Origin of the sequence: Prevotella heparinolytica (assembly GCF_004342845.1) — a bacterium.
Classification (GTDB): Bacteria; Bacteroidota; Bacteroidia; order Bacteroidales; family Bacteroidaceae; genus Bacteroides; species Bacteroides heparinolyticus.
The window spans coordinates 32,584-56,144 of record NZ_SLXB01000012.1; the positions used below are offsets into that span (position 1 = coordinate 32,584).

Annotated in this window: 20 protein-coding genes; 2 read left to right on the forward strand and 18 right to left on the reverse strand. The window is 45.6% G+C overall.

Annotation, left to right across the window (positions count from 1 at the left end; translation table 11 throughout):
- Positions 1–201: 201 nt before the first annotated feature.
- The 6 genes from miaA to EV202_RS07530 form a co-directional block, all read right to left on the reverse strand.
- Positions 202–1,107 carry a tRNA (adenosine(37)-N6)-dimethylallyltransferase MiaA gene (gene miaA / locus EV202_RS07505; protein ID WP_106069984.1) on the reverse strand — a complete coding sequence of 302 codons (906 nt, stop codon included), beginning with the start codon at positions 1,105–1,107 and terminating at the stop codon, positions 202–204.
- Positions 1,108–1,231: 124 nt separating this feature from the next.
- A complete protein-coding gene (locus EV202_RS07510; RefSeq protein WP_131926466.1) occupies positions 1,232–1,795 on the reverse strand; it encodes an IS1096 element passenger TnpR family protein in 564 nt (187 codons plus the stop codon).
- A 43-nt stretch (positions 1,796–1,838) separates the two neighbouring features.
- Entirely contained in the window at positions 1,839–2,615 is a 777-nt protein-coding gene (gene lpxA, locus EV202_RS07515) for an acyl-ACP--UDP-N-acetylglucosamine O-acyltransferase (RefSeq protein WP_106069986.1), read from the reverse strand.
- Between the two features lie 16 nt (positions 2,616–2,631).
- Positions 2,632–4,017 carry a bifunctional UDP-3-O-[3-hydroxymyristoyl] N-acetylglucosamine deacetylase/3-hydroxyacyl-ACP dehydratase gene (locus EV202_RS07520; RefSeq protein ID WP_131926468.1) on the reverse strand — a complete coding sequence of 462 codons (1,386 nt, stop codon included), beginning with the start codon at positions 4,015–4,017 and terminating at the stop codon, positions 2,632–2,634.
- 3 nt (positions 4,018–4,020) lie between these two features.
- Positions 4,021–5,061 carry a UDP-3-O-(3-hydroxymyristoyl)glucosamine N-acyltransferase gene (gene lpxD, locus EV202_RS07525; protein WP_106069988.1) on the reverse strand — a complete coding sequence of 347 codons (1,041 nt, stop codon included), beginning with the start codon at positions 5,059–5,061 and terminating at the stop codon, positions 4,021–4,023.
- A gap of 79 nt (positions 5,062–5,140) precedes the next feature.
- Complete coding sequence (locus tag EV202_RS07530) at positions 5,141–6,376, reverse strand: HD domain-containing protein (protein WP_106069989.1); 1,236 nt, start codon at positions 6,374–6,376, stop codon at positions 5,141–5,143.
- Between the two features lie 700 nt (positions 6,377–7,076).
- Between EV202_RS07530 and EV202_RS07535 the strand changes: the two genes are divergently transcribed.
- On the forward strand, positions 7,077–7,286 hold the full coding sequence (locus EV202_RS07535) for a hypothetical protein (RefSeq protein ID WP_106069990.1): 210 nt from the start codon (positions 7,077–7,079) through the stop codon (positions 7,284–7,286).
- 286 nt (positions 7,287–7,572) lie between these two features.
- Positions 7,573–10,083: a glycoside hydrolase family 9 protein gene (locus tag EV202_RS07540; protein WP_131926527.1), complete on the forward strand. Its 2,511-nt coding sequence runs from the start codon at positions 7,573–7,575 to the stop codon at positions 10,081–10,083.
- Positions 10,084–10,280: 197 nt separating this feature from the next.
- Here the strand turns inward: EV202_RS07540 and EV202_RS07545 are convergent, their stop codons facing one another.
- From EV202_RS07545 to EV202_RS07595, 12 genes are all read right to left on the reverse strand, one after another.
- Positions 10,281–11,300, reverse strand: coding sequence for a threonine aldolase family protein (locus tag EV202_RS07545; protein ID WP_131926470.1), 1,020 nt, complete (start codon positions 11,298–11,300; stop codon positions 10,281–10,283).
- Positions 11,301–11,452: 152 nt separating this feature from the next.
- Positions 11,453–11,671, reverse strand: a complete 219-nt coding sequence (locus tag EV202_RS07550; protein WP_106069992.1) for a winged helix-turn-helix domain-containing protein — start codon at positions 11,669–11,671, stop codon at positions 11,453–11,455.
- A gap of 185 nt (positions 11,672–11,856) precedes the next feature.
- Positions 11,857–13,494 carry a chaperonin GroEL gene (gene groL / locus EV202_RS07555; protein WP_131926472.1) on the reverse strand — a complete coding sequence of 546 codons (1,638 nt, stop codon included), beginning with the start codon at positions 13,492–13,494 and terminating at the stop codon, positions 11,857–11,859.
- Between the two features lie 40 nt (positions 13,495–13,534).
- Complete coding sequence (locus EV202_RS07560; RefSeq protein ID WP_131926474.1) at positions 13,535–13,807, reverse strand: co-chaperone GroES; 273 nt, start codon at positions 13,805–13,807, stop codon at positions 13,535–13,537.
- Positions 13,808–14,515: 708 nt separating this feature from the next.
- Positions 14,516–14,674 (reverse strand): hypothetical protein, encoded by a 159-nt coding sequence (locus EV202_RS15030; protein WP_164996249.1) that lies wholly within the window; start codon positions 14,672–14,674, stop codon positions 14,516–14,518.
- 159 nt (positions 14,675–14,833) lie between these two features.
- Entirely contained in the window at positions 14,834–16,195 is a 1,362-nt protein-coding gene (hisS, locus tag EV202_RS07565; protein WP_131926476.1) for a histidine--tRNA ligase, read from the reverse strand.
- 199 nt (positions 16,196–16,394) lie between these two features.
- The gene (locus tag EV202_RS07570) at positions 16,395–17,090 is read right to left on the reverse strand and encodes a zinc metallopeptidase (protein WP_106069995.1); all 696 of its coding nucleotides are present in this window, start codon (positions 17,088–17,090) and stop codon (positions 16,395–16,397) included.
- A 219-nt stretch (positions 17,091–17,309) separates the two neighbouring features.
- Positions 17,310–18,632, reverse strand: a complete 1,323-nt coding sequence (locus EV202_RS07575) for an alpha-L-fucosidase (RefSeq protein ID WP_131926478.1) — start codon at positions 18,630–18,632, stop codon at positions 17,310–17,312.
- Positions 18,633–18,730: 98 nt separating this feature from the next.
- Complete coding sequence (locus EV202_RS07580) at positions 18,731–20,002, reverse strand: adenylosuccinate synthase (RefSeq protein WP_106069997.1); 1,272 nt, start codon at positions 20,000–20,002, stop codon at positions 18,731–18,733.
- Positions 19,999–20,487, reverse strand: a complete 489-nt coding sequence (locus tag EV202_RS07585) for a Fur family transcriptional regulator (protein ID WP_106069998.1) — start codon at positions 20,485–20,487, stop codon at positions 19,999–20,001. Before EV202_RS07585 ends, EV202_RS07580 begins: the two co-directional genes overlap by 4 nt.
- Before the next feature lie 105 nt (positions 20,488–20,592).
- On the reverse strand, positions 20,593–21,261 hold the full coding sequence (locus EV202_RS07590) for a DNA alkylation repair protein (RefSeq protein ID WP_131926480.1): 669 nt from the start codon (positions 21,259–21,261) through the stop codon (positions 20,593–20,595).
- Positions 21,262–21,448: 187 nt separating this feature from the next.
- A complete protein-coding gene (locus tag EV202_RS07595) occupies positions 21,449–23,497 on the reverse strand; it encodes a dipeptidyl-peptidase 3 family protein (protein WP_131926482.1) in 2,049 nt (682 codons plus the stop codon).
- Positions 23,498–23,561 lie beyond the last annotated feature (64 nt).

Consider the following 23,561-nt stretch of genomic DNA (forward strand, 5'->3'; position numbering starts at 1 on the left):
CAGTCGAACTTACAGTGCGGCTTCGGTCGAACTTACAGTGCGGCTTCGGTCGAACTTACAGTGCGGCTTCGGTCGAACTTACAGTGCGGCTTCGGTCGAAGTTACAGTACGGCCTCAGTCGAAGTTACAGTACGGCCTCGGTCGAAGTTACTCACCTACAAGTGAGACCTTACACTTGCATAAGTGTAAAAACACTGATTTTCAGGGCGTATTTGTGGCGGAGGCGAGATATTCGATAATTTCCGTCTCTTGGTCCGGGTGAAACCAGCGGATTTCTTCATCCCGCTTGAACCAAGTCATTTGCTTACGAGAATAAATGCGGGAATTTTGCTTTATCTTTTCAATGGCGAACGGTAATGTCCATTCGCCGTCGATATACTTGAAGATTTCCTTATAACCTACTGTATTCAGTGCATTGAGCGCCCGGTAAGGGTAGACTTGCCGGGCTTCTTCTACCAGTCCGTCCGCTATCATTCGGTCCACACGGCGATTAATGCGGTCGTATAGCTCTTCGCGGTTGCGCGTCAAGCCTATCTTGATGATGCGGAAAGGGCGTTCCTTGATTCGTTGTGTGCGGAAGGATGTATAGGGCTTTCCCGTCATGTAGCAGATTTCCAAGGCATGGACTACGCGTTTGGGATTCTTCAGGTCTACTATCTTGTAATATTCCGGATCAAGGAGTTTTAATTCTGCGCACAATCTTTCCAAGCCTTCTGTCTCGTATCTGTGCAGCATCAGCCGGCGGGTTTCGGCATCTACGGTAGGAATATCGTCGATGCCTTTGCAGATGGCATCGACATACATCATCGAACCGCCGGTCAGCACTACGATGTCATGCTTGGTAAATAACGTTTCGAGGAGATTCAGTGTCTCTGCCTCATATTGGGCGGCACTATAATAGTCCGTCAGTTTCAGCATACCCACAAAGTGATGTTCCACCCGTTGAAGTTGTTCCGTAGTAGGGGCTGCTGTACCTATCTTCAAGTCGGCATAAAGCTGTCTTGAGTCAGCCGAGACAATACAAGTGTCGAATTGCTCTGCCAACCGGAGGCTTAGCTCCGTTTTTCCCACTCCGGTGGGACCGATAAGTACAATGAGGGTATGCATGTTGGCGGTAAAGGATAATTCGGGCACGGACTACGCGGACTTTACGGATTTAATTCATAAAAACCGTTCCATTCCGTGGAGGCCGTGCCCGATATTGTATTTCGATAAATTCAAAAACAGGCTCTTAATATCTGTCTTCCTCGTATGAACTGTCCGAAGAAGCACTGTCGTCAAAACCGCTGAATCCGTCCCTGTCGAAGTCTTCCATGTCGAAATCCTGATCTCCGTAGAAATTCTCGCCCAAATCAAGCGAACCTCCGCTTGCTGTCATTTCTTCGAAGTCAATGCTCTGTTTGGGGGCTTCGCCTGTTTTTTTGGTACACTTGGATCCTTTCATGTCTTTTCCGGTGATGATTTCGGAAAGTTCGATGAAGAAGCAACGCTCCGTCATGTAGTCGAATACATACAGCAGTTTCTGCTTTTCTTCTTCAATCAGTTCGTTGAGGCGGGTATCTTTCATCACCCAGCTGTCTGTTTCCGGATTGTCATCCATTTCTTCCAAGGTGATTTCTTTTTCTTTCTCCCAGTCGTCGTCGCAGATGAAGAAAGAAGTCATCTGGTCATCGGCATACCCCGCCGACTGTAAAATAGCCTTGTGAAAGTCATAAAACGTAGCTTCCGGGTCTATCTGTATTTCTCTGACAAAATCGTCCACCTCGTCCGAGATGATTGTAAATCTGTAGATCATTTTGATGTATGATTTATAATATTAAAACAAGCTCTGAATCTTTTTATTTGCTTGCAGGAATAATTCCGCGAGCCGATTCGCGTATAAAATTTACAATATAGCTTATCTCAGGGGTCATTTCCATTTCGTTCTCAATTTTCTTCAGAGCGTCGGTATTATTCAGCCCGCTTTGATAGATAATGCGGTAGGCATTATGGATGTTTTCAATCGTTTCGTTGGAGAAACCGCGACGACGCAACCCTACGACATTGATTCCGGCATAACAGATAGGTTCTCGTCCGGCAATGATATAGGGCGGAATGTCTTTACTGAAGCGACAGCCTCCTTGCACCATCCCATACCCACCGACATGGCAAAACTGGTGCATCAGGACACTTGCGCTGATGATGGAGTTATCGTCGATTACGATTTCACCGGCCATTTTTGTGGCATTGCCGATGATGCAATTATTGCCTATGATGGCATCGTGGGCCACGTGTACGCTTTCCATCAGCAGGTTGTTGTTGCCTACAACCGTTTTGCCTTTGGCGGCTGTACCGCGATTGATGGTTACATTCTCACGTATAAGGTTGTTGTCGCCGATTTCGGCAGTGCTTTCTTCTCCTCTGAATTTCAGGTCTTGGGGGATAGCACTGATGACGGCTCCCGGAAAAATGGTGTTTCCGTTACCGATGCGTGCACCATACAGAATGCTGGCATTCGCCATAATTTTATTATTATCGCCGATTACCACATTCTTGTCTATGAAAACAAAAGGAGCAATCTCTACGTTTTCACCGATTTTTGCTTCGGGATGAATATACGCTAAGGGACTTATCATATTATTGCAGGTTTCTTTACTTGTTCTTGACTATTTGTGCCATAAATTCTGCTTCGCAGACTACTTTTTCGCCTACGAATACATAGCCTTTCATGGTAGAGACGCCGCGACGTATGGGCGCCATTAATTCTACGCGGAAAATCAGTGTATCGCCCGGTACTACTTTCTGACGGAATTTCACACCGTCTATTTTCATGAAATATGTGGAATAACGTTCCGGTTCGTCTACGGAGTTCAGTACAAGCAGGCCACCCGTTTGCGCCATGGCTTCTATTTGCAATACACCGGGCATTACGGGTTCTTGCGGGAAGTGCCCTTGGAAGAACGGTTCGTTGGAGGTCACATTTTTTATCCCCACAATGTAATTTGCTCCTATTTCGATTACTTTGTCCACCAATTGCATCGGATAACGGTGCGGCAGAAGTTCGCGGATGCGGTTTACGTCCATAATGGGTTCGCGGTTGCAATCGTAGGTGGGAGCCTGAATGTCGTGCAGGCGGATTTCCTTACGCATCTGGCGTGCAAACTTATTGTTGATGGTGTGTCCCGGACGGGTGGCGATGATACGCCCTTTGATGGGTTTACCTATCAAGGCCAAATCTCCGATTACATCAAGCAACTTGTGACGGGCGCATTCATTAGACCATACCAAGGGTTTGTGGTTGATGTAGCCCAATTGTTTGGCATCCATGTGAGGAACCCCCATTATGTCGGCCAGCTTGTCGTAGTTCTCTTGAGACATCTCACGCTCATAAATAACAATCGCATTGTCCAAATCACCGCCTTTGATAAGGCCGGCTTGCAACAAAGGCTCGATTTCACGTACAAATACGAAAGTACGGCTGGCCGCTATTTCGTCTTTGAACTTAGACATGTCCTCCAAGGTGGCAAACTGATTGGGGATAATGGTCGAATCGTATGATACCAATACGTTCAGACTGAAGTTCTCGTCCGGCAATACAATGATGGACGAACCGGTTGCTTCGTCGCGGAACTCGATCTTTGACTTGATGATATAGAAATCTTTTACGGCATTTTGTTCTATGATGCCTACCCGTTCTATTTCGTTGACATAATATTGGGCACTTCCGTCCAGAATAGGAAATTCCGGTCCGTTTACTTGTATCAAGCAGTTATCTATACCCAATGCGTAAAGGGCTGCCATGCCATGCTCTATCGTACTGACTTTGATTCCGTTTTTGAAAAGTACGGTGCCACGGGTGGTTTCGGTCACATTGTCGGCAACGGCATCTATGATGGGCTGCCCCTCGATGTCGATGCGCTGAATCTTGTATCCGTGGTTATCCGGAGCTGGATTGAAAGTAACGGTCAGGTCAAGTCCCGTATGAAGACCTTTTCCACTGAGCGAAAAGCTGTCTTTTAGAGTCTTTTGTTTTAACATTGGTTACTTATTTAATTGTTGTTTAAGTTCATTCAATTCTTTGCGGAGCACATTCAGTTCCGTATACATATCCGGCAGCTTGCGGTAAATGGCTGCGGATTTGAAATAAGGCTTCGGCTCCATAGGAGGTGTGCCAATCAATTGGCTTCCGTCCTTGATGCTGCCGGGAACGCCTGACTGTGCGCCAAGATTGACTTTGTCGCCTATGTGGATATGGCCGGCAACACCAACTTGTCCGCCCATCATGCACCATTCTCCCACTTTCGTGGAACCGGCAATGCCTACTTGTGCAGCCATTACAGTGTGCGAACCTATCTCGTCGTTGTGGGCAATCTGAATTAAATTATCCAGTTTCACACCGCTATGTACAATCGTGGCTCCCATGGTGGCACGGTCTATACACGTATTTGCACCTACTTCCACATTGTCTTCCAGAATGGTGATACCTATTTGGGGAATCTTCTCATATCCTTCGGGAGTTGGAGCAAAACCGAACCCGTCTGCACCGATGACACAACCTGCATGCAGGATACAATGATTGCCTATACGGCAGTCGTGATATACGGTTGCATTGGCATAAATGATGCAATTGCTGCCTATCTTTGCGCCGCTGCCGATGGTGACGTGCGGATGAATGACCGTATTGTCTCCGACTTCTGCATGTTCGCCGATACAGGCAAAAGGAGCTATGTAAACATCCTTGCCAATCTTTGCACTCTCGGCAACAAAAGCCAAAGGAGTGATTCCCGTCAATTTCGGTTTGCTTTGTTCATAAAGATTGAGCAGTTTGGCAAGACTTTCGTAGGCATTGTCTACTTTAATCAGAGTTGTTTTTACTTCTTGTTCCGGAATGAAATCTTTGTTTACCAGAACAATGCTTGATTGGGTGTCATATATATAGGAGGTGTATTTGGGGTTGGATAAGAATGAAATGGCTCCCGGCATTCCCTCTTCGATTTTCGCAAAGGTATGAACGGTAGCATTCTCGTCTCCAACAATTTCTCCTTGGATAAATGTTGCAATTTGTTTGGCCGAAAACTCCATTTTACTATTCTTGTTAGATGGTTTCAAAGCGCAAATAACGGATTTTTTTTTAATATATCCTTGCCCTTAGATGAATATTTTATCCTTGCCTATGCAAACGTTGGTAGCACAGGTAGTATTTTTTTACTTTCTTGGACAGAAGGGAAATATTGAGCATGTCCGATGCTTCGGCAATGTTTTTGATACTGCCGTCATTGTAGAGGATGTCGATACTGTCATCTGCCTCATCGTACATATTCTTCTCAATGCTGGGAGTAGAAATGAAATAACTCGCTTCGGAAAGGGGAATGTCTAATTGTTTACTGATTTGCAAAGTCAGTTCTTTTTTCCTTTCCTCACTGAAAGGTTCGGTAGAAATCTCAACTTTGAAGACATTTCGATTGATCATGCCGGTGCTAAGGGTAGATAAAACCTTGTCAGGATGGTCGCTCCATACTTTGAGGGCTGTCCAGATATCGTTGTCGTCCAATCGGATGAAATTCTCCAGACATTCAGGGTTGTTGTAGAATATTTCTCTGTTGATATCGTTGTAGAGGAAAAAACTCAACGCGGGAGAGGCGAATAATTCCACTCCCCGGCCGGCAAGTTCTTTGGCGCGCAGCAAAGTGCTGATTAGCATTCTTTCGTAAGCCACAGATGTTTTGTGCAGATAGACCTGCCAATACATCAGACGGCGTGCGGTGAGGAAGTTCTCAATGGAGTATATGCCCTTGGATTCGATTACGAGATGGTCGTCTTTCACATCGAGCATCTTGATGATGCGTGCAGAACCGATGTTCCCTTCCGTTACTCCGGTGTAGAAACTGTCGCGGCGGAGATAGTCGAGGCGGTCCATGTCGAGCTGCCCGCTCACCAGTTGATGAAGGAAGCGTTTGGGATATTCGTCTTTGAAGATTTGGATGGCAAGCGTCAACTGTCCGCTCATCTCTTTGTTGATGCGTTCCATCAGCATCAACGATATGTCTTCGTGCGACACGCCGCGCACGATGGTATCTTCCAATACATGCGAGAAAGGACCGTGGCCGATGTCGTGCATCAGGATGGCCGCTTCTACGGCTTCAGCCTCGCTGTCGAAAATAAAATTGCCTTTGGCTGTGAGTTGTTGTATGGCCTCGCTCATCAGGTAATACGCTCCCAGCGAGTGCTGAAACCGTGTGTGTTGCGCACCGGGATATACCACAGACGACAAGCCCACTTGTCGGATGCGGTTTAAACGCTGCAAAAGAGGATGCCGTACGATGTCATAGAGCAGTCCCTTGGGTATGTTGATGAACCCGAAGACCGGGTCGTTGATGATTTTCCTTTCGTAGGACATGTGCTTAAAATTTGCAGCAAAGGTAATGTCTTTTTAGGAGACGGCAAAACGGATTGTTTTATTTCCGGGTATTGACAATCCGAAAAGTCTGTTGCCGGTTTCTGTCCCTTCCCGCTTTATTTTCCTTACACGTGGACTTACCTCCCTTAAAGTGTGACTTAGGCATCCTCAAATATCTGAGTTCGGGATAAGAAGCAGGTCAATAACCTCGCCCGGCGACTTGTATCTTAAAGTTAAAAATTGTTGGTTATCAGGTGTTTATCCTATCCTGTCAGAGGCTTGTATCTGACGGCTCAAACACTTGTGCCTGACGTGACAGACACAAGTGTCTGTCGTATTGAACACTTGCGTCTGTCACGACAAAGGATTGCAGCTGTCAAAATAGGGGAGGAGGGAGGTCGGCGTAAAAGGCGCTTCTTCTTCCAGCCGACCGCTCTAAACCGGCGCATTCAAGAAATATCAGCCCGATATGACTGCCCTCATCTTTAGCAAAAGCAACCGTCTATGCCGAACTCAGGTCCTCAAATACATTTTCTGGCGTGTTGAGAAAGTTGAGCGATTCTCCTTTATCATTGTAACCAAATGTAGGTTGAACCCATGGTAGCATCAAATACTTGGGAGAACTCATCAATAACAAAGAATATTTTCGTAATTTTGAAATCTAGTAGCATAGCGTAGTAGAACGTATATTGAGGGTATCATGGCTTCCTATTATCGGTGGCAATCATTGAAGCCCGGCAAAGTAACGGTGTGGTTGGAGGAAGTGTGTCTTGATTATGATTCGCACAACTTGGATAAAGAATTTCCACCAAAGGGTTGTTATCTGATTGACGAGAAGCTGAACGTAACTTTTTTGAAAGAAGAAACCGAAGCGGCACAAAAGAAATTCAAAGAAAAAACGGATAAATGACAGAACACTCAAGAAGTCAAGAGCCGTTTTAGAGAAACATAAAGAAAGGAGGAGTCTGCTTGTTGTGTTTTCGGATTGGTCTGCTTGTATGTTTCCGAATTTCACGTTTGAGAGGGAACTCTTGTGGTCGGTTTGCCGCATGTATAGAGAAAACAGAAACAACGCAAACGATGTTTAATGTCTCTTAATTATTGTAGTTGGATAGGTTCGGCATAGGCAAAAAATGTTTTTTTTGTAGCTATAAATCAGATTGATAAAAGTAGCAACCTTAAATTGATATGTTATGATGAGAAGTAGATATGGGATGCCGATGGTTATCTTACTCCTTGCATGCGTCACGAGCAAGGCAGGCGAATGGATCAGAATCAACCAACTTGGTTATCTGCCGCAATCCGTAAAAGTGGCGGTATTCATGAGTGAAGAAGAAACAAACATCGAAAATTTTTCCTTGATTGACGCCTTTACCGAAAAGGTGGTGTATACTCTCAATACAACCAAGTCCACAGGTAGGATGGGAGGCATGAAGACCACCTGCCGGCTGAACTTCAGCGATTTCACGGAGCCGGGCGTTTATTACCTGAAAGCGGGTAAAGCCATCTCTCCCCGTTTCCCCATCAATGTGCACGTCTACAATGGCACTGCCGATTATCTGCTGAACTACATGCGGCAGCAACGTTGCGGCTACAACCCGTTCTTGAAAGACAGTTGCCATACTCACGACGGTTATATCGTATATCATCCCACCAAAACCGGCGAACACATAGATGTTCGCGGAGGTTGGCACGACGCTACGGACTACCTGCAATATACCACCACTTCCGCCAACGCCATCTACCAGATGATGTTTGCCTATCAGGAGAATCCGGAATCGTTCGGCGATGCATATGATGCGGACGGACATCCGGGTGCAAACGGCATTCCTGACATTGTCGATGAAATAAAATGGGGCTTGGATTGGCTTAACCGGATGAATCCGGCTCCGGGCGAACTTTATAATCAGATTGCCGACGACCGCGACCATGCAGGTATGCGCCTGCCTAATAAGGATGAGGTGGATTACGGCTACGGGCCGGGCAAGGAGCGTCCCGTTTACTTTTGCAGCGGCGAACCTCAGGTACGCGGAAAATTCAAGAACGCAACGACAGGAGTGGCAAGTACCGCCGGCAAGTTTGCTTCCTGCTTTGCTTTGGGAGCTCGAATCTTGAAGAAATATTATCCCGAGTTTGCTGTGGAGCTCGAATCGAAAGCCGATGCCGCCTATCAGGAGGGCATAAAGAAGCCGGGGCCATGTCAGACCGCCTCGGTGCTTTCTCCTTATATTTATGAAGAAGACAACTGGGTGGACGACATGGAGTTGGGAGCTATGGAGCTGTACAAGAAAACCGGCGACGACAAGTATCTGTTTCAGGCCCTCGAATACGGACGTCGTGAACCCGTCACTCCTTGGATGGGGGCCGACAGTGCACGCCATTATCAGTGGTATCCGTTCATGAACATGGGGCATTACCATCTTGCCCGGGTGAACGACAGACGCATCAGCAAAGAATTTATACGCAACATGCGCACAGGCATCGAACGCACCTATGAGAAGGCTGTGGAAAGTCCTTTCTTGCATGGCATCCCTTACATTTGGTGCTCCAACAATCTCACCACGGCCATGCTGACCCAATGCCGACTTTATCGTGAACTGACCGGCGACGAAACATATGCCGAAATGGAAGCGTCTCTCCGCGATTGGTTGTTCGGCTGTAATCCGTGGGGAAGCAGCATGGTGGTGGAGCTTCCTCTCTATGGAGACTATCCTTCGCAACCTCATTCTTCACTGCTGAATGCAGGCGTGGGCAACACCACAGGCGGCTTGGTGGACGGTCCAGTCTATCGCACCATATTCGAAAGCTTGCGCGGTGTCAATATGACGGGTATTCCGGGAATTCCCGGTCAGGACTACGAGCGTTTCCAACCCGGTCTGATGGTATATCACGATGCCATTCACGACTACTCCACCAACGAACCTTCCATGGACGGAACTGCTTGTCTCACTTACTATCTCTCTGCCATGCAGAAAGACGGAATGAAGCAAGCCGGTATCTTGAACGATAAAAACATATACGTAGCAGGAGGCATTGTGCGCACCGACCCGTCGAAAAAGCAAATCACACTCATATTCACTGCTGCTGATAAAGCGGATGGTGCCGATGCCATCATCAATACTTTGAAGAAGCACGGTGTCAAAGGCGCTTTCTTTTTTACGGGAGAATTTTATGAACGCTACCCTGGTGTAGTGAAACGCTTGCTCGGCGACGGGCATTATGTGGGTAGCCACAGTTACGGGCACCTGCTGTATATGCCATGGGAAAAGCGCGACTCATTGTTACTGACCCACGAAGAGTTTGAAGATGATATGCTGAAAAGTTACGAGGCCATGCGAAAGGCCGGCATTGACTACAAGGATGCTCCGCTTTATGTTCCGCCCTACGAATACTACAACAAAGAAATAGCGGCTTGGGCCAAAGGTATGGGTATTCAGATAGTCAATTATACCCCCGGCACCATGAGCAATGCAGACTACACCACTCCGGATATGGGAAAGAGATACCGTAGCAGTCGGTTCATCTATGACAAAATTATGGAATTGGAAAAGAAAGAGGGGCTGAACGGGCATTTGATACTGATACATTTAGGAACGGATGATCGTCGTATCGATAAATTCTATAATGGGTATCTGGATAAAACAATCAGGATGTTGAAACGGAAAGGGTATTCTTTTATACCGATACGCGAAGCAATAGGCTTGTGAGTCATGTTCTCATGAAAAGCCTATCAGAAAAGCATGATTAAGAAGATTGATAAAAATAGGGTTAGTTTAATTTGCTTTCAAGTATTTTTAAGGTAAAGATTCAATAGGTTTGTTTTCAGTGGACTTTTTCCTTACCTCCAAGAGGAGAAAGTCTCAAAGTAGGCTCCCCGCCTGTGAAGGTCGGGAGCTTTTATCTCTTAAAGGAGCTTCTTTATCGATTGCAATAATTCTTCGATGTCTTTTCCCGTTGTATCGAACGAAGTCACAAAGCGGATTTCATTGATGTCTTCATTCCAGAAATAGAAGAAATATGTTTTCAGGAGTTCGTCAATGACCGGACGAGGCATTGTTAAGAAGAGTTGATTGCTTTCTGTCTTTTGTGTGATGTGCACGCCGGGCAGTACTCTCAGTTCCTCATGAAGCAACGTGGCCATGCGGTTGGCATGTCTGGCATTTTTCAGCCAAAGGTCATCTGTCAGATAAGCGGTAAACTGACAGGATAAGTAACGCATTTTGGAAGCGAGCTGTGCCGATTGTTTGCGTACAAAACGGGCTTCTTGCTTCAGAGCCGGATTAAAAGCAATCACGCTTTCTCCCAGCATCAATCCGTTCTTCGTTCCGCCAAAACTCAGGATGTCAATGCCGCAATCCACGGTCAGCTCCTTAAGGCTGAGGTTCAGGGCGGCGCAAGCATTGGCCAATCGGGCTCCATCCATATGGATATACATGTCATATCGGTGGGCCAATTCCGTCAAAGCAAGAATTTCTTCCGGTTTATAAACAGTACCCAGTTCTGTGCATTGCGATATATAGATAACTCCCGGCTGAGAATGATGCTGTTCGCCGAAATGGCATAGGTACGGGCAGATTAAATCCGGCGTCAGTTTGCCGTCAGGGGTAGTGACGGGGCGTATTTGGCAACCGGTCATACGAGCCGGCGAACCGCATTCGTCGACATATATATGTGCAGTCTCCGCACAGATTATGGAATTGTAAGGGCGTGTGCAAAGCTGCAAGGCCACTGCATTGCTTCCGGTACCGTTGAATACGAACAATGGTTCACATTCCGTTCCGAAAGTATTTCTGATTTTGCAGACAGCTTCTTCTGTCCATGGATCATCGCCATAGCCTACGGCATGGTCGCTGTTTGCCCGGTTCAGTGCTTCCATGACTAAAGGGTGCACTCCGGAGTTGTTGTCTGAAGCAAAACTTCTCATAACTATCTTTTCCTTTTTTTGAAAACGGATGTAAAGGAAAGAATATTCTGTAAGATTAGAAAACAAAAAAGCACTGATTTTGTAACTATACGTGTTTTTCTCCTGTCACAAAACCTGTGCTTCTTTATAGGTCAATTCAATCGGTTTTATTCTCATCCGATATAAACATTTACACCCAATGAAACATAAAGTTCATCCCCTTCAAGGTGAATTTCAATCTTGTCCTCGCGAGCCAGCCATCCTAAGGCAGCCCCCAGTTCTCTATCACCCAATTCAGACCTCTCTTTCAAGGTCTCATACCTCCATTTGGCATTATCGCTAAGCAAATACCAAATTCTTCCTGCATTAAGTCCAATTTCCGTTTTGTTCATAACGATATCGATTTAGTTATTGATTAGGTTTTGTTCTTAAAGATAACACTTTTTCTTGAAAAAGGGGTGTGTAAAGAGCAAAAAAGAATGTTTTTTACGACTTTTATGATAAATGAAAACCGCAATGCCTATAAAAACATTGCGGTCTCCTCATATTTAGTCAAGAAATCAGGGGAAAACGATTGTTACATCATTCCGCCCATGCCTCCCATTCCGGGAGCGCCCATCGGCATTTCGGGCTTATCCTCTTTCTTTTCTACGATCACACATTCGGTAGTCAGGAACATGCCGGCGATGGAAGCTGCATTCTCAAGGGCTACACGGGTAACCTTGGCAGGGTCTACCACACCTGCTGTATGCAAGTTCTCGTAAACATCGGTGCGGGCGTTGTAGCCGAAATCACCTTTGCCTTCGCGTACTTTCTGTACGACAACGGCTCCTTCTTTTCCGGCATTGGCTACAATCTGGCGCAACGGCTCTTCGATGGCACGCTTGATGATATCGATACCTGTCGTTTCGTCTGCATTGTCGCCCTTGAACCCTTCCAAAGCTTCGAGAGCACGGATATAGGCTACACCTCCACCGGCAACGATACCTTCTTCGATGGCTGCACGCGTAGCACGAAGTGCATCATCCACGCGATCTTTCTTTTCTTTCATCTCGACTTCGGAAGCCGCACCTACATAGAGAACGGCGACACCGCCTGACAATTTGGCCAGACGTTCTTGCAGTTTCTCTCTGTCATAGTCTGATTTCGTTGCGGCAATCTGCGCCTTGATTTGTTCACAGCGTTCCTTGATGTTTTCTTTATTGCCGGCACCGTTTACAATGGTTGTGTTATCTTTAGACACGGTCACTTTATCTGCGGTACCCAACATCTCGATAGTGGCCTGTTCCAGCTTCAGTCCTTTTTCTTCGCTGATAACAACACCGCCGGTCAGTACGGCAATATCTTCAAGCATTTCTTTACGACGATCACCGAAGCCCGGAGCTTTCACTGCACAAATCTTCAATTGCGAACGCAAGCGGTTCACAACCAAAGTTGTCAGCGCTTCACTGTCCACATCTTCTGCAATAACCAGCAATGGACGACCGGTCTGTACTGCCGGTTCAAGGATAGGCAGGAAATCCTTCAAATTGGAAATCTTCTTGTCGTAAATCAGAATGTAGGGTTTTTCCATCTCGCATTCCATCTTCTCCGTGTTCGTCACGAAGTAGGGAGAAAGGTAACCACGGTCAAACTGCATACCTTCTACCACACCGATGGTTGTATCTGTACCCTTTGCTTCTTCGATGGTGATGACACCGTCTTTAGAAACTTTGCGCATGGCATCGGCAATCAGTTTACCGATAACAGGGTCGTTGTTGGCAGATACAGTACCTACTTGTTCAATCTTGTCATAGTTGTCGCCTACCTTTTCCGATTGGTTCTTGATGGATTCTACCACTTTGGCAACTGCCTTGTCGATACCGCGTTTGATATCCATGGGGCTTGCGCCGGCAGTAACGTTCTTCAGGCCTTCGGCCACAATAGCTTGTGCCAATACAGTAGCGGTTGTAGTACCGTCACCTGCATCGTCACCGGTCTTGGAAGCAACTTCCTTCACAAGCTGTGCACCGGTATTCTGATAAGCATCTGCCAATTCTACTTCCTTGGCCACTGTCACACCATCTTTCGTAATGTGAGGAGCACCGAACTTCTTTTCTATGATTACGTTACGTCCCTTCGGGCCGAGAGTCACCTTAACTGCATTTGCCAGTGTGTCGATACCTTTCTTCAGTTGGTCGCGGGCATCGATATTGAATAATATTTCTTTTGCCATAATTCTATTTATATTTTAACTGTTAGTCTCTTTTTATAATTTATCCCAAAACTGCAAGCACATCGCTTTGACGCATAATGAGGTATTTGGTTCCTTCAACTTCCAATTCGGTTCCGGCATATTTGCCATACAGCACTGTGTCGCCAACCTTCAATACCATTTCTTCGTCTTTTGTTCCGTTGCCTGCTGCAACGACTTCACCTTTCAAAGGTTTCTCTTTTGCCGTATCAGGAATAATGATACCGCCAATTGTTTTCTCTTCTGCATGTGCAGGGAGTATCAGCACTCTGTCTGCCAATGGTTTAATGTTCATAGCTTTTTGTTTTATGTTATACATTATTGTTTTTGCTTCAGGTAAGCATCGAAAGGTTTACGAAAACTGTGCCAAAAGCGTGTGAGTGTTTATTTGGCAGACAAAAACTGACAAAATGGCGTTATTGTATATGCGCTTGTAAAAGAATCTTGTGTGATTTGCTGATGTTGCATAACATATCCCCTATCGGAATCTCTTTGAAAGATTGTTTTATTTTTATCAAGTCTTGGAATGAATACTTTCACTGCCTGCAATCTCGCTAAACTGCGATATCCGCGGTTGTCTTTCTTCTTTTGAAAAATCTAACCAAAAATCTTTTTTGGTGAGCCGGAGGAAAAAGACAAGCTGTCTTCTGTTCTATACTTAGGATACCTGAGTCGTATACTTAGGGGGCCTAAGTCGTATACTTAGGGTACCTCAGTCGTATACTTAGATACCCCCTCGCCAGAAGGTGTTCTGGAGGGGGTGTTTCAGCCTTCGTTTTTTTTGTGAATGATGGGTTTTTGCGTGATAAATTATTGTTACATGTCGGCTCTGTTTCAATCGGCTCATGGGATTAACTCTTCGGAAGCCGGTTTTATTCCGGGGGCACATGACTTTTGGCCTGATGTTCTCCTCTTGCCGCTGACACATGCACCGCAGGACGTGCAACCATGTGCTTTGCTTTTGTTGGCAAAGGTAACAAAAACAAGCTTGTGTCAGGCTGTTTTACTCCAGCATTTCTTCTATGGAGTAGTTTTCCCAGAATGCTTTGGTGGAATGTACCAGCGAACTGCCCATATAGAGCAGGAATAATATCGCAATGACAATCATCAGGAAACTGACGAGGGCATTGTGCTTTTCTTGTTTTAGTTCAACAGAAACCATAAGAACCTCCTTTGTTTTTATTGTCATGCAAATTTAGAAGTTGCGTATTGCATCCGGTTTGCACTGTCGTGACGAATTGAGTACAACTTCTTTTCATGCCCTAAATATACAAAAAAAGGAGCAATAAAAAGCTCCTTTTTAAAAGTATTTCGTTTTTTATTAGTTCAATTCGCTAATTAGTTCCTTCGGGGAAACAAGCTTCTGCTCGCCGGTTTCCATGTTTTTCAATGTGACTTTTCCTTCGTTCATCTCATTTTCTCCTACTAACGCAACAAACGGGATGGCTTTTGAGTTGGCATAACCCATCTGTTTCTTCATCTTACCGGCATCGGGAAAAATTTCGGCACGGATGCCTGCCGCACGCACTTGGAGTAATACTTCTAAAGAAAAAGCTGCTTCTTTTTCTCCAAAATTGATGAACAGGAGTTGGGTGGAATTTACCGCTTCCTTGGGATAAAGGTCAAGCTGGTTCAGTACGTCGAAAATGCGGTCGGCGCCAAAGGAGATACCCACTCCGGAAACTCCCGACATACCAAAGACCCCGGTCAGGTTGTCATAGCGCCCTCCGCCGGTAATACTGCCGATTTGTACATCCAAGGCCTTGACCTCAAAGATGGCCCCGGTGTAATAGTTCAAGCCGCGGGCAAGGGTCAGGTCAAGTTCCATTTCATTCTTCAGCCCGAGGTTTTTAAGTGTGGAGAGTATAAATTCGCTTTCTTCCACTCCTTTCAGGCCGGTCTCACTGTTTACAAGTACCTCCTTCAGAGTAGAAAGCTTCTCTTCATTGTTGCCGCTCAGCAGGATAATGGGTTGCAATTTACCGATAGCCTCATCGCTGATGCCTTTTTCTTTAAGTTCGGCATTGACATTATCCGGCCCGATTTTGTCTAATTTGTCTATGGCCACGGTTATGTCGACAATTTTATCTGCCTCACCAATGATTTCGGCAATGCCGCTCAATATCTTGCGGTTATTGATTTTGATGCAAACACGGATGCCGAAGCGGGTAAATACGGTGTCGATAATTTGCATCAATTCCACTTCGTTCAACAAAGAGTCGCTACCCACTACATCGGCATCGCACTGATAGAATTCACGATAGCGTCCTTTCTGCGGACGGTCGGCACGCCAGACGGGTTGTATCTGATAACGTTTGAAAGGGAAAGTGATTTTGTCGCGGTGCATTACCACATAACGGGCAAAAGGTACTGTAAGGTCGTAGCGTAAACCCTTCTCGCAGAATTTAGAGGCCAGTTTGGTTGCATTACGGCTCAATAATTCCTCATCTGTCAAACCGGAGAAATAGTCGCCGGAATTTTGTATCTTGAACAATAGTTTATCACCTTCTTCGCCATATTTTCCCATCAAAGTAGAAAGCATCTCCATCGAAGGTGTTTCTATTTGCTGGAATCCATACAAGTGATATACTTCGCGGATGGTATTGAATATATAGTTCCGTTTCGCCATTTCTACGGGCGAGAAGTCGCGGGTTCCTTTCGGAATACTTGGTTTTGTTGCCATAATCGTATTGGTTTCTTTTAAATAGAATGCGGCAAAGTTACGCTTTTTTATTGAATAAGAAAAAGAGATACCTGCACTCTTTATTGTGGTGCGGGTATCTCTTTTTCTGACTATGCAAGGGTTTACACTAATATCATGTTTATATGCCTGTGTGCCGAAGTAAATCCGCAAGAAGCCTTATGTTGTAATAAACCATTCTTTAATCTCTGCGTCCTAAAAATATCATGATATAATAGATTAAGGTGGCTAAAGAGCCAAGAGCGGCCACTACATAAGTATAAGCTGCCGAGTGCAGTGCGTCTTCTGCCTGTGCATGGTTGTAAGAGTTGGTAATACTGGATTTGCTAAGCCACACTAATGCGCGCTTGCTGGCATCAATCTCCACCGGTAAAGTTATGAAGCTGAATAGGGTGGTGGTGGCAAACAAGATGATACCGGCCAATAGCAGTTGGGGAAAAGAGTTCAACATCAGGATGCCGGCCAACAATACCCACGTCATCCACTGTGAGGCAAAGGATACTACCGGAACCAATTTACTGCGCATGGTGAGCGGAGCATAGGCACGTGCATGCTGCACGGCATGTCCGCATTCGTGCGCAGCAACGGCAGCAGCCATAATGCTGTTGCTGTTATAAACGCCCTCACTCAGATTTACTGTCTTATTGGCAGGGTTATAGTGGTCGGTCAGGTGTCCCGGTGTGTGTGTTACGGTAACATCATAAATTCCATTGTCGTGTAGCATTTTTAAAGCTACATCTGCTCCTGTCATGCCGTTTCCTATTGCTATTTTGGAATATTTCTTGAACTTATTCTGCAAATTCATCTGTACCAACCAGCTGATAACGGCAATACCGATAAAGATAATCCATTGCATTCCTATCATTCCTGTTCCCATAATCTTCTTTCTTTAGTTCGTGAATAAAATCTGTTGTTTGTAACTGTCTAACAAATTGTTTGCCAAAGATAATAATAAAACCGTTGGTTATCCGAACGTTTTTTTTCTCTTTTAAGAAGAATTAGAGAAGCGGCTGCCAACAAAAGAGCACAAGGCAGGAATATCCAAGCCTCCCTAAACGAAACCTACAAAGACTTCCCCGGATTTTTATGGATGGCGTCATTGGACTGCGAGTTGCGTGTCGGCAAGCTGTAACTCTACAACCGTATCAATGGCGGTCGGAATATCCGGTAAGTACAGCACAATTCCTTTTTCACTTTTTTGAAACTTCAAAGAAACTCTATCTGCAAAGCGGACGGCTTTTTTCACTTTTTTCCCTTCTAATGGCAGGAAAAGGACTTTGTCTTGCAAGTCTAGGATATGCACATACAGTTTATCTCCTTTCTGCGTAGTCACACCCCAAGGTCGTGGAGCGATACAACCTCCGCGAGTGCCATAAATTGTTTCTCCATACTGTTCCAGCCATTTCCCCACTTCTGCCAAACGTTCCAATGCCACGGCCGGAAGTTCACCGTCGGGTTGAGGTCCGATGTTCATCAGCAGGTTGGCATCTTTGCCTGCGGCTTTTACCAGATAATGGACCAATGTCTTTACCGACTTATAGTCTTGATCCGTAATCTTATACCCCCACATGCCGTTCATGGTTTCGCAAGTTTCCAAAGGAAGAGAACTTATATTTTGCCCCGATAACCCTGCACGGTTCTCGCCCGGTAAATCTCGCTCAAAAATCTGGATATCTTCTCCTGCAAAAGGTTCTTGATGGTGGTTGTTTCCAATTAGGCAGGAAGGTTGCAGGCGATGTATCATGGCATACTGTTCCGGTAGCTGCCAATTAAAATCCAGGTTCTGGTCTTGATCCCACCAACCGTCAAACCAAATGGCTCCAATCTTTCCATAGCCGGTCAGCAGTTCGGTCAACTGGTTATTCATGAAGCTGTAATAACTGTTCCAATTTCCTTTCGGATTTGGTCGCCCGGTGCCACGTCCGGTACGTCCCCACGGGGCATCTTCACGGAACCAATCAATGTGCGAGTAATATAGATGCAGACGGATGCCTTGCTTGTGGCATTCATCCGCCAACTCCTTCAGTATATCGCGTTTGAAAGGAGTGGCATCAACAATGTTGTAATCGGAACACCGGGTGTGAAACATAGAAAAGCCTTCGTGGTGACGGGTCGTAAAACAGATGTACTTTGCTCCGGAAGCCTTGATGGCAGATACCCATCGGGCGGCATCGAACTTGGAAGGATAAAAGCCACCCGCTAATTTGGCATATTCTTTATAATCCAAATTCTTATTGGTCATGGTCCATTCGCCGGTAGCCAGCATTGCATAAAGTCCCCAATGGAGAAAGATGCCGAATTTGCTGTCACGGAATTCTTGACGGGACTTCAGGTTTTCCTTCGTGGGGTGATAAGCTTGCGGCTTCATGGAAGCCGGAAGGAGAGTCAGTAATAAAAAAGATATAAAAAGTGCTTTCATGATAATAGATAAAAAGACACAAGATTATCCGGATATTCACGGCTAGAAACCGTAGAAAGAGTGTAATCTTGTGTCTCTGTTTTTGGGGATACTTGGTGTTATTCTTCTGTGTAACGCTCGATGGTTTGTTCGCGGTCGGGGCCTACCGATACGATTTTGATAGGAACTTCCAACTGCTCTTCCAAGAACGACAAGTAGGCATTGAATTCTTCAGGGAATTCATCTTCGCTTTGCATCTTGGTCATGTCGGTTTGCCAACCGGGCAATTCAACATAAATAGGTTCTACCTCTTCTTTAATGTCGAATGGGAAATAATCAACTTCTTCACCATTGATTTTATAAGCTACGCACGCTTTGATGGTTTCGAATGAATCAAGCACATCACTTTTCATCATTATCAGTTTGGTGACTCCGTCTATCATAATGGCATATTTCAATGCAACCAAATCAATCCAGCCGCAACGGCGTTTACGGCCTGTTACCGAACCGAATTCGTGTCCCAACGTACAAATTTGGTCGCCTGTCTTATCAAATAATTCTGTGGGGAACGGACCGGAACCTACACGTGTGCAATAAGCCTTGAATATGCCGTACACCTCACCAATTTTATTGGGAGCTATGCCAAGGCCGGTGCAAGCTCCGGCACAAACCGTATTGGAAGACGTAACAAATGGGTAAGATCCGAAATCAATGTCCAACATTGTTCCTTGTGCCCCTTCGCATAATATCGACTTGCCTGAAGCCAATAGATGGTTCATCTCATGTTCGCTATCTACCAACCGGAATTGTTTGAGGTATTCTATGCCTTCAAGCCAGGATTGCTCTATTTTCGTGAGATCGTATTCGTAGTTTAAACTCTTCAGGATCTGTTCGTGACGTGCTTTGGCGGCAGCATACTTCGTGTTAAAATCGTGTAGGATATCACCCACCCGTATACCATTACGGCTCACTTTATCAGTATAGGTCGGTCCGATACCCTTGCCGGTGGTTCCTACTTTCGAGTCACCTTTGGCTGCTTCGTAGGCAGCATCTAATATACGGTGTGTGGGCAGGATGAGGTGTGCTTTCTTAGAAATGTGCAAACGTTCTTTCAAGCTATGACCGGATGCCTCTAACGCTTCTGCTTCCGCTTTGAAAAGAGCCGGGTCCAACACCACGCCATTACCGATGATATTAATCTTATCACCTTGAAATATGCCCGATGGGATGGAACGGAGTACATACTTCTGTCCTTCAAACTCAAGTGTGTGACCGGCGTTCGGGCCACCCTGAAAACGAGCTACGGCATCGTATCTCGGAGTTAACACATCAACGACTTTGCCTTTGCCTTCGTCGCCCCATTGTAATCCTAATAGTACGTCTACTTTCATTTTTCTCTCTTATGATTATTGTTCTTTTTCTTCCGTTTATTGGCTCGGTCGCATTTATTGCATAATCCATACAGATATAAGGAATAGTGCGTTAAGTTAAAACGAGTCAGTTTGGTATTCTCGATAGCATGCTGCAACTCTTCATTCTGAAACTCCATCACCTTTCCACACTGCGTACAGATTTGGTGATGGTGCGTATCACGGTTGTAACATTTTTCGTATTGGGAAGAGTTGCCAAATTGGTGTTTGATGACCAAATGGGCATTTATCAATAAAATAATGGTGTTGTAAAGCGTTGCCCTGCTGACGCGGAAATTACCTTGGTCGGCCATCAGTGAATAGAGCGTGTCAATGTCGAAATGGCTGTCTATGGAGTAAATGGTGTCGAGTATAGCATAACGTTCGGGGGTCTTCCGATGCCCGTTCGCACTCAAATATTCAGTGAATATCTGCCTAACTGTATCTTTCACGTTCTGATTTTCCATTTGACCGCACAGTTTTTACAGCGAACAAAGTTAATCCTTTTTTGCGGAAAGCAAGAGAGAAAGATATAAAAAATACAGGATGAAGGGAAAAGGCTTCGGATTCTGTTAAAAAGGTGTTTCTGTATACTCCTTTACCCATCTGTATAGCAACTGTTCCGACTCTTGCGAAGAATCCTCCATCTTTTCCACTTGACGGCAAACCCGAAATGCGTTCTCCTCGCTATACTGCATGTAGCAACGGATGGCTGTCATTGCTGCATTACGAGTGTGGTAAGAACCTGATAGGAATGCGGTGATTACTTGATCGAGGAACTCATTCTCAACCCGCTCGTCCATATCGCCTTTCTTAGTCAACAAACGGGCTATAGTCAGAAAGCCGCAAATCTGTATGTATTCTCTGTCATTGGCAATCCAATGGAACGATTTGGCAGGGGCATAGGGCAGATGCTGGAATAGATTCATGCAGGTGAGTTCTGCTATTTCGATATTGCGGATATCTTCTACCCAGATATCGGCTATTTCGGGCAGAAAACTTTCAATCGGTTGCAGAAGTCCGGCCAGTATTTTGCATTCTCGAATTTCTTCTTTCCATAAAGCTTGTGCCAAGGCATGACTCTTCTCGTATTTGGCGGCAATGCCCTTGATGCGGGGTAGTTCCACGCCGAAGTTCAGTTTATACACCAATCCTTTTTCGCGCATACTTTGAGACACGGCACCATTCATTGAGAGGCGAAGCTGTGTCTTGATTTCTTTGAGTTGTTCTTTGATTTCCATAACTTGTATAATTGTCCACAGGGAGCTGTCGGAGAACCATGATACTCTATTGGATGCAAATGCAGATGACACAGGGTGGTTGTCCTGAACCCGTGCCATCTGCATCTGGTCTATCTAAAAAGTATCTTTCTTAAAGTAGTTTGGCATCCTTTGAGGAGACAGCTTGAGTAGATTAAAAAACAAAGGGTTAGTTATTGATAGCCGGCAATGTGGAGTAATCTCTGCTATAGCGTAGCATCTGTTCTGCATAACCTTCATTATAGGTAACTGTCACATCGGTGATATTACCTTTGGCATCTGTTACAGCCTCGTATTTGGGATTGATAAAGCCTTTGTATGGAGCAAGATTTAATTTCTTATAGCGTTCCAGCATCTCGGCATGTAATACGGGGTCGACTTTCACGGCATATGTTTCCACTAAATTGCGGGCAGCGACAAAATCGCCGGTAGACTTGATACGCTGCACTTCGGCAAGCAATTGTCCGAATAGTGTGCGGAGTTTTTCATAATCGTTCACTACAATGTAGGTCTTTCCGTCTTTCTTCATCATCTCTACCACTTTGTCGGCAGCACCTTTTTCATATACCCAACGGGCAATAAGCTGGCGGTTGCGCATGTGGGCTTCTTCCACGTTGTTGCCCGGTTCGATACGGACAAGCTGAGTCATCAGTCCGTTCATCAGGTAGGTGTAATACTCGGCCTTATAGGCTTCGGCATTGGGTGTCAATCCCAGTTCTATCAATTTAGAGTCGGCCACATAGTAAAGCCCGAACAAATCGGCACGGGTTTCCTCGATGGTAGAGCCGTAAGCTTTCAGTGCATCAGGGTCGACGCCCGGCAGCAGTTTGCCCGAACCGTGTCCTAAGCACTCGTGCAGATCGGTGTGCAGGTCGCCGGTCAGGTCGGCGTATTTATCAATCAGTTGCAGCTCGGTCTGGCCGTATACAAATTCCTCATTGAAGCCATTGCCGTGTGCGGCTTTGTTGTAGGCATCGGTGATATTACCGATGGTAACCGATTTGGAACCGTGGTGGCTGCGTATCCAGTTTGCATTAGGCAGGTTGATGCCGATAGCTGTTGCCGGATATAAGTCACCAGCCAGAATAGCGGCAGTGATGACTTTGGCCGATACGCCTTTCACCGTCTCTTTCTTGAATTGTTTTTCTACCGGAGAGTGATCTTCGAACCACTGTGCATTGCTGCTGATCAATTCGGTGCGACGGGTGGCATCAAGGTCTTTAAAGTTGACCAACGATTCCCAGCTTGCTTTCATGCCAAGCGGATCGCCATAGCTCTCTGTGAAACCATTCACGAAGTCGATGCGCGAGTTCAAATCTTTCACCCACAGGATGGCGTACTCGTCAAATCTCTTTAAATCACCTGTTTCATAGAATGCTATCAGCTTGCTTATCACACTTTTCTGTTCGGGCGTTTCGGCCACCTCTTCCGCTTTCCTCAGCCAGTATACGATCTTTTCAAGTGCCTGACCATATAAACCACCTATTTTCCAAACTTTCTCTTGCACCTTGCCGTCAATCTTCACCAGGCGGCTGTTTAAACCATAGGAGATCGGAGTTTCATCTTTGGGGTCTTTCAGGGCGTTATAGAAATCTTCGGCTTCTTTCTGTGTCACCCCATCATAATAGTTGCAGGCAGAGGTCAGCACCAGATCTTCATCTGCTACCTGATTCACTCGTTTCGGCATGATATGGGGATCGAAAATCACAGGGAACACTTCTTCGCACAGTTGCTCTACGCTTTGCCCTTCGGCAAGAGGCAATGTGGAAGCATCCACGCTGAGTAAAGCCTGCTTGAAGAAGTCGGAGGTAAAGCCCGGCGCAAACTTCTCGCAGCCATAGTGGTGATGGATTCCGCTAGAGAACCATACTCGTTTGAGGTATACTTCCAACGCCTTGAATTCAGGTGTGTGCCTATAACCTTTATAGCCGAGATATACGGCCTCCAGCATTCTGCGGATGGTCAGGTTGTACTTTCCATTCTGATCGAAAAGTATATCTCTGCCCTGCAAGGCAGCTTCTGTTAAGTAATAAACTAATTTCTTTTGGTTGAGGGATAGACTCTCGAATCCCGGTACGCGGTAGCGCAAAATCTGTAAGTCTGCAAATTGTTCCACTGTATAATCAAAGTTTTCTGCCTCGGCAGTTGTTTTTTGGATTCCGCCACAAGCTGTCAGCAAAGAGAGGGCGGTAGCCACGGTAATGATTTGTTTCTTCATGTGTGAGAGGTGTTTAAAAACAGACAAATATCTTCAAAAAGAACGTTTGGAAAGTGTTCCGAAT

Bases quoted from the DNA above. Each gene is read 5' to 3' on its own strand.
- miaA (WP_106069984.1), bottom strand. From the start codon at position 1,107: ATGCATACCCTCATTGTACTTATCGGTCCCACCGGAGTGGGAAAAACG.
- EV202_RS07510 (WP_131926466.1), bottom strand. From the start codon at position 1,795: ATGATCTACAGATTTACAATCATCTCGGACGAGGTGGACGATTTTGTC.
- lpxA (WP_106069986.1), bottom strand. From the start codon at position 2,615: ATGATAAGTCCCTTAGCGTATATTCATCCCGAAGCAAAAATCGGTGAA.
- EV202_RS07520 (WP_131926468.1), bottom strand. From the start codon at position 4,017: ATGTTAAAACAAAAGACTCTAAAAGACAGCTTTTCGCTCAGTGGAAAA.
- lpxD (WP_106069988.1), bottom strand. From the start codon at position 5,061: ATGGAGTTTTCGGCCAAACAAATTGCAACATTTATCCAAGGAGAAATT.
- EV202_RS07530 (WP_106069989.1), bottom strand. From the start codon at position 6,376: ATGTCCTACGAAAGGAAAATCATCAACGACCCGGTCTTCGGGTTCATC.
- EV202_RS07535 (WP_106069990.1), top strand. From the start codon at position 7,077: ATGGCTTCCTATTATCGGTGGCAATCATTGAAGCCCGGCAAAGTAACG.
- EV202_RS07540 (WP_131926527.1), top strand. From the start codon at position 7,573: ATGAGAAGTAGATATGGGATGCCGATGGTTATCTTACTCCTTGCATGC.
- EV202_RS07545 (WP_131926470.1), bottom strand. From the start codon at position 11,300: ATGAGAAGTTTTGCTTCAGACAACAACTCCGGAGTGCACCCTTTAGTC.
- EV202_RS07550 (WP_106069992.1), bottom strand. From the start codon at position 11,671: ATGAACAAAACGGAAATTGGACTTAATGCAGGAAGAATTTGGTATTTG.
- groL (WP_131926472.1), bottom strand. From the start codon at position 13,494: ATGGCAAAAGAAATATTATTCAATATCGATGCCCGCGACCAACTGAAG.
- EV202_RS07560 (WP_131926474.1), bottom strand. From the start codon at position 13,807: ATGAACATTAAACCATTGGCAGACAGAGTGCTGATACTCCCTGCACAT.
- EV202_RS15030 (WP_164996249.1), bottom strand. From the start codon at position 14,674: ATGGTTTCTGTTGAACTAAAACAAGAAAAGCACAATGCCCTCGTCAGT.
- hisS (WP_131926476.1), bottom strand. From the start codon at position 16,195: ATGGCAACAAAACCAAGTATTCCGAAAGGAACCCGCGACTTCTCGCCC.
- EV202_RS07570 (WP_106069995.1), bottom strand. From the start codon at position 17,090: ATGGGAACAGGAATGATAGGAATGCAATGGATTATCTTTATCGGTATT.
- EV202_RS07575 (WP_131926478.1), bottom strand. From the start codon at position 18,632: ATGAAAGCACTTTTTATATCTTTTTTATTACTGACTCTCCTTCCGGCT.
- EV202_RS07580 (WP_106069997.1), bottom strand. From the start codon at position 20,002: ATGAAAGTAGACGTACTATTAGGATTACAATGGGGCGACGAAGGCAAA.
- EV202_RS07585 (WP_106069998.1), bottom strand. From the start codon at position 20,487: ATGGAAAATCAGAACGTGAAAGATACAGTTAGGCAGATATTCACTGAA.
- EV202_RS07590 (WP_131926480.1), bottom strand. From the start codon at position 21,261: ATGGAAATCAAAGAACAACTCAAAGAAATCAAGACACAGCTTCGCCTC.
- EV202_RS07595 (WP_131926482.1), bottom strand. From the start codon at position 23,497: ATGAAGAAACAAATCATTACCGTGGCTACCGCCCTCTCTTTGCTGACA.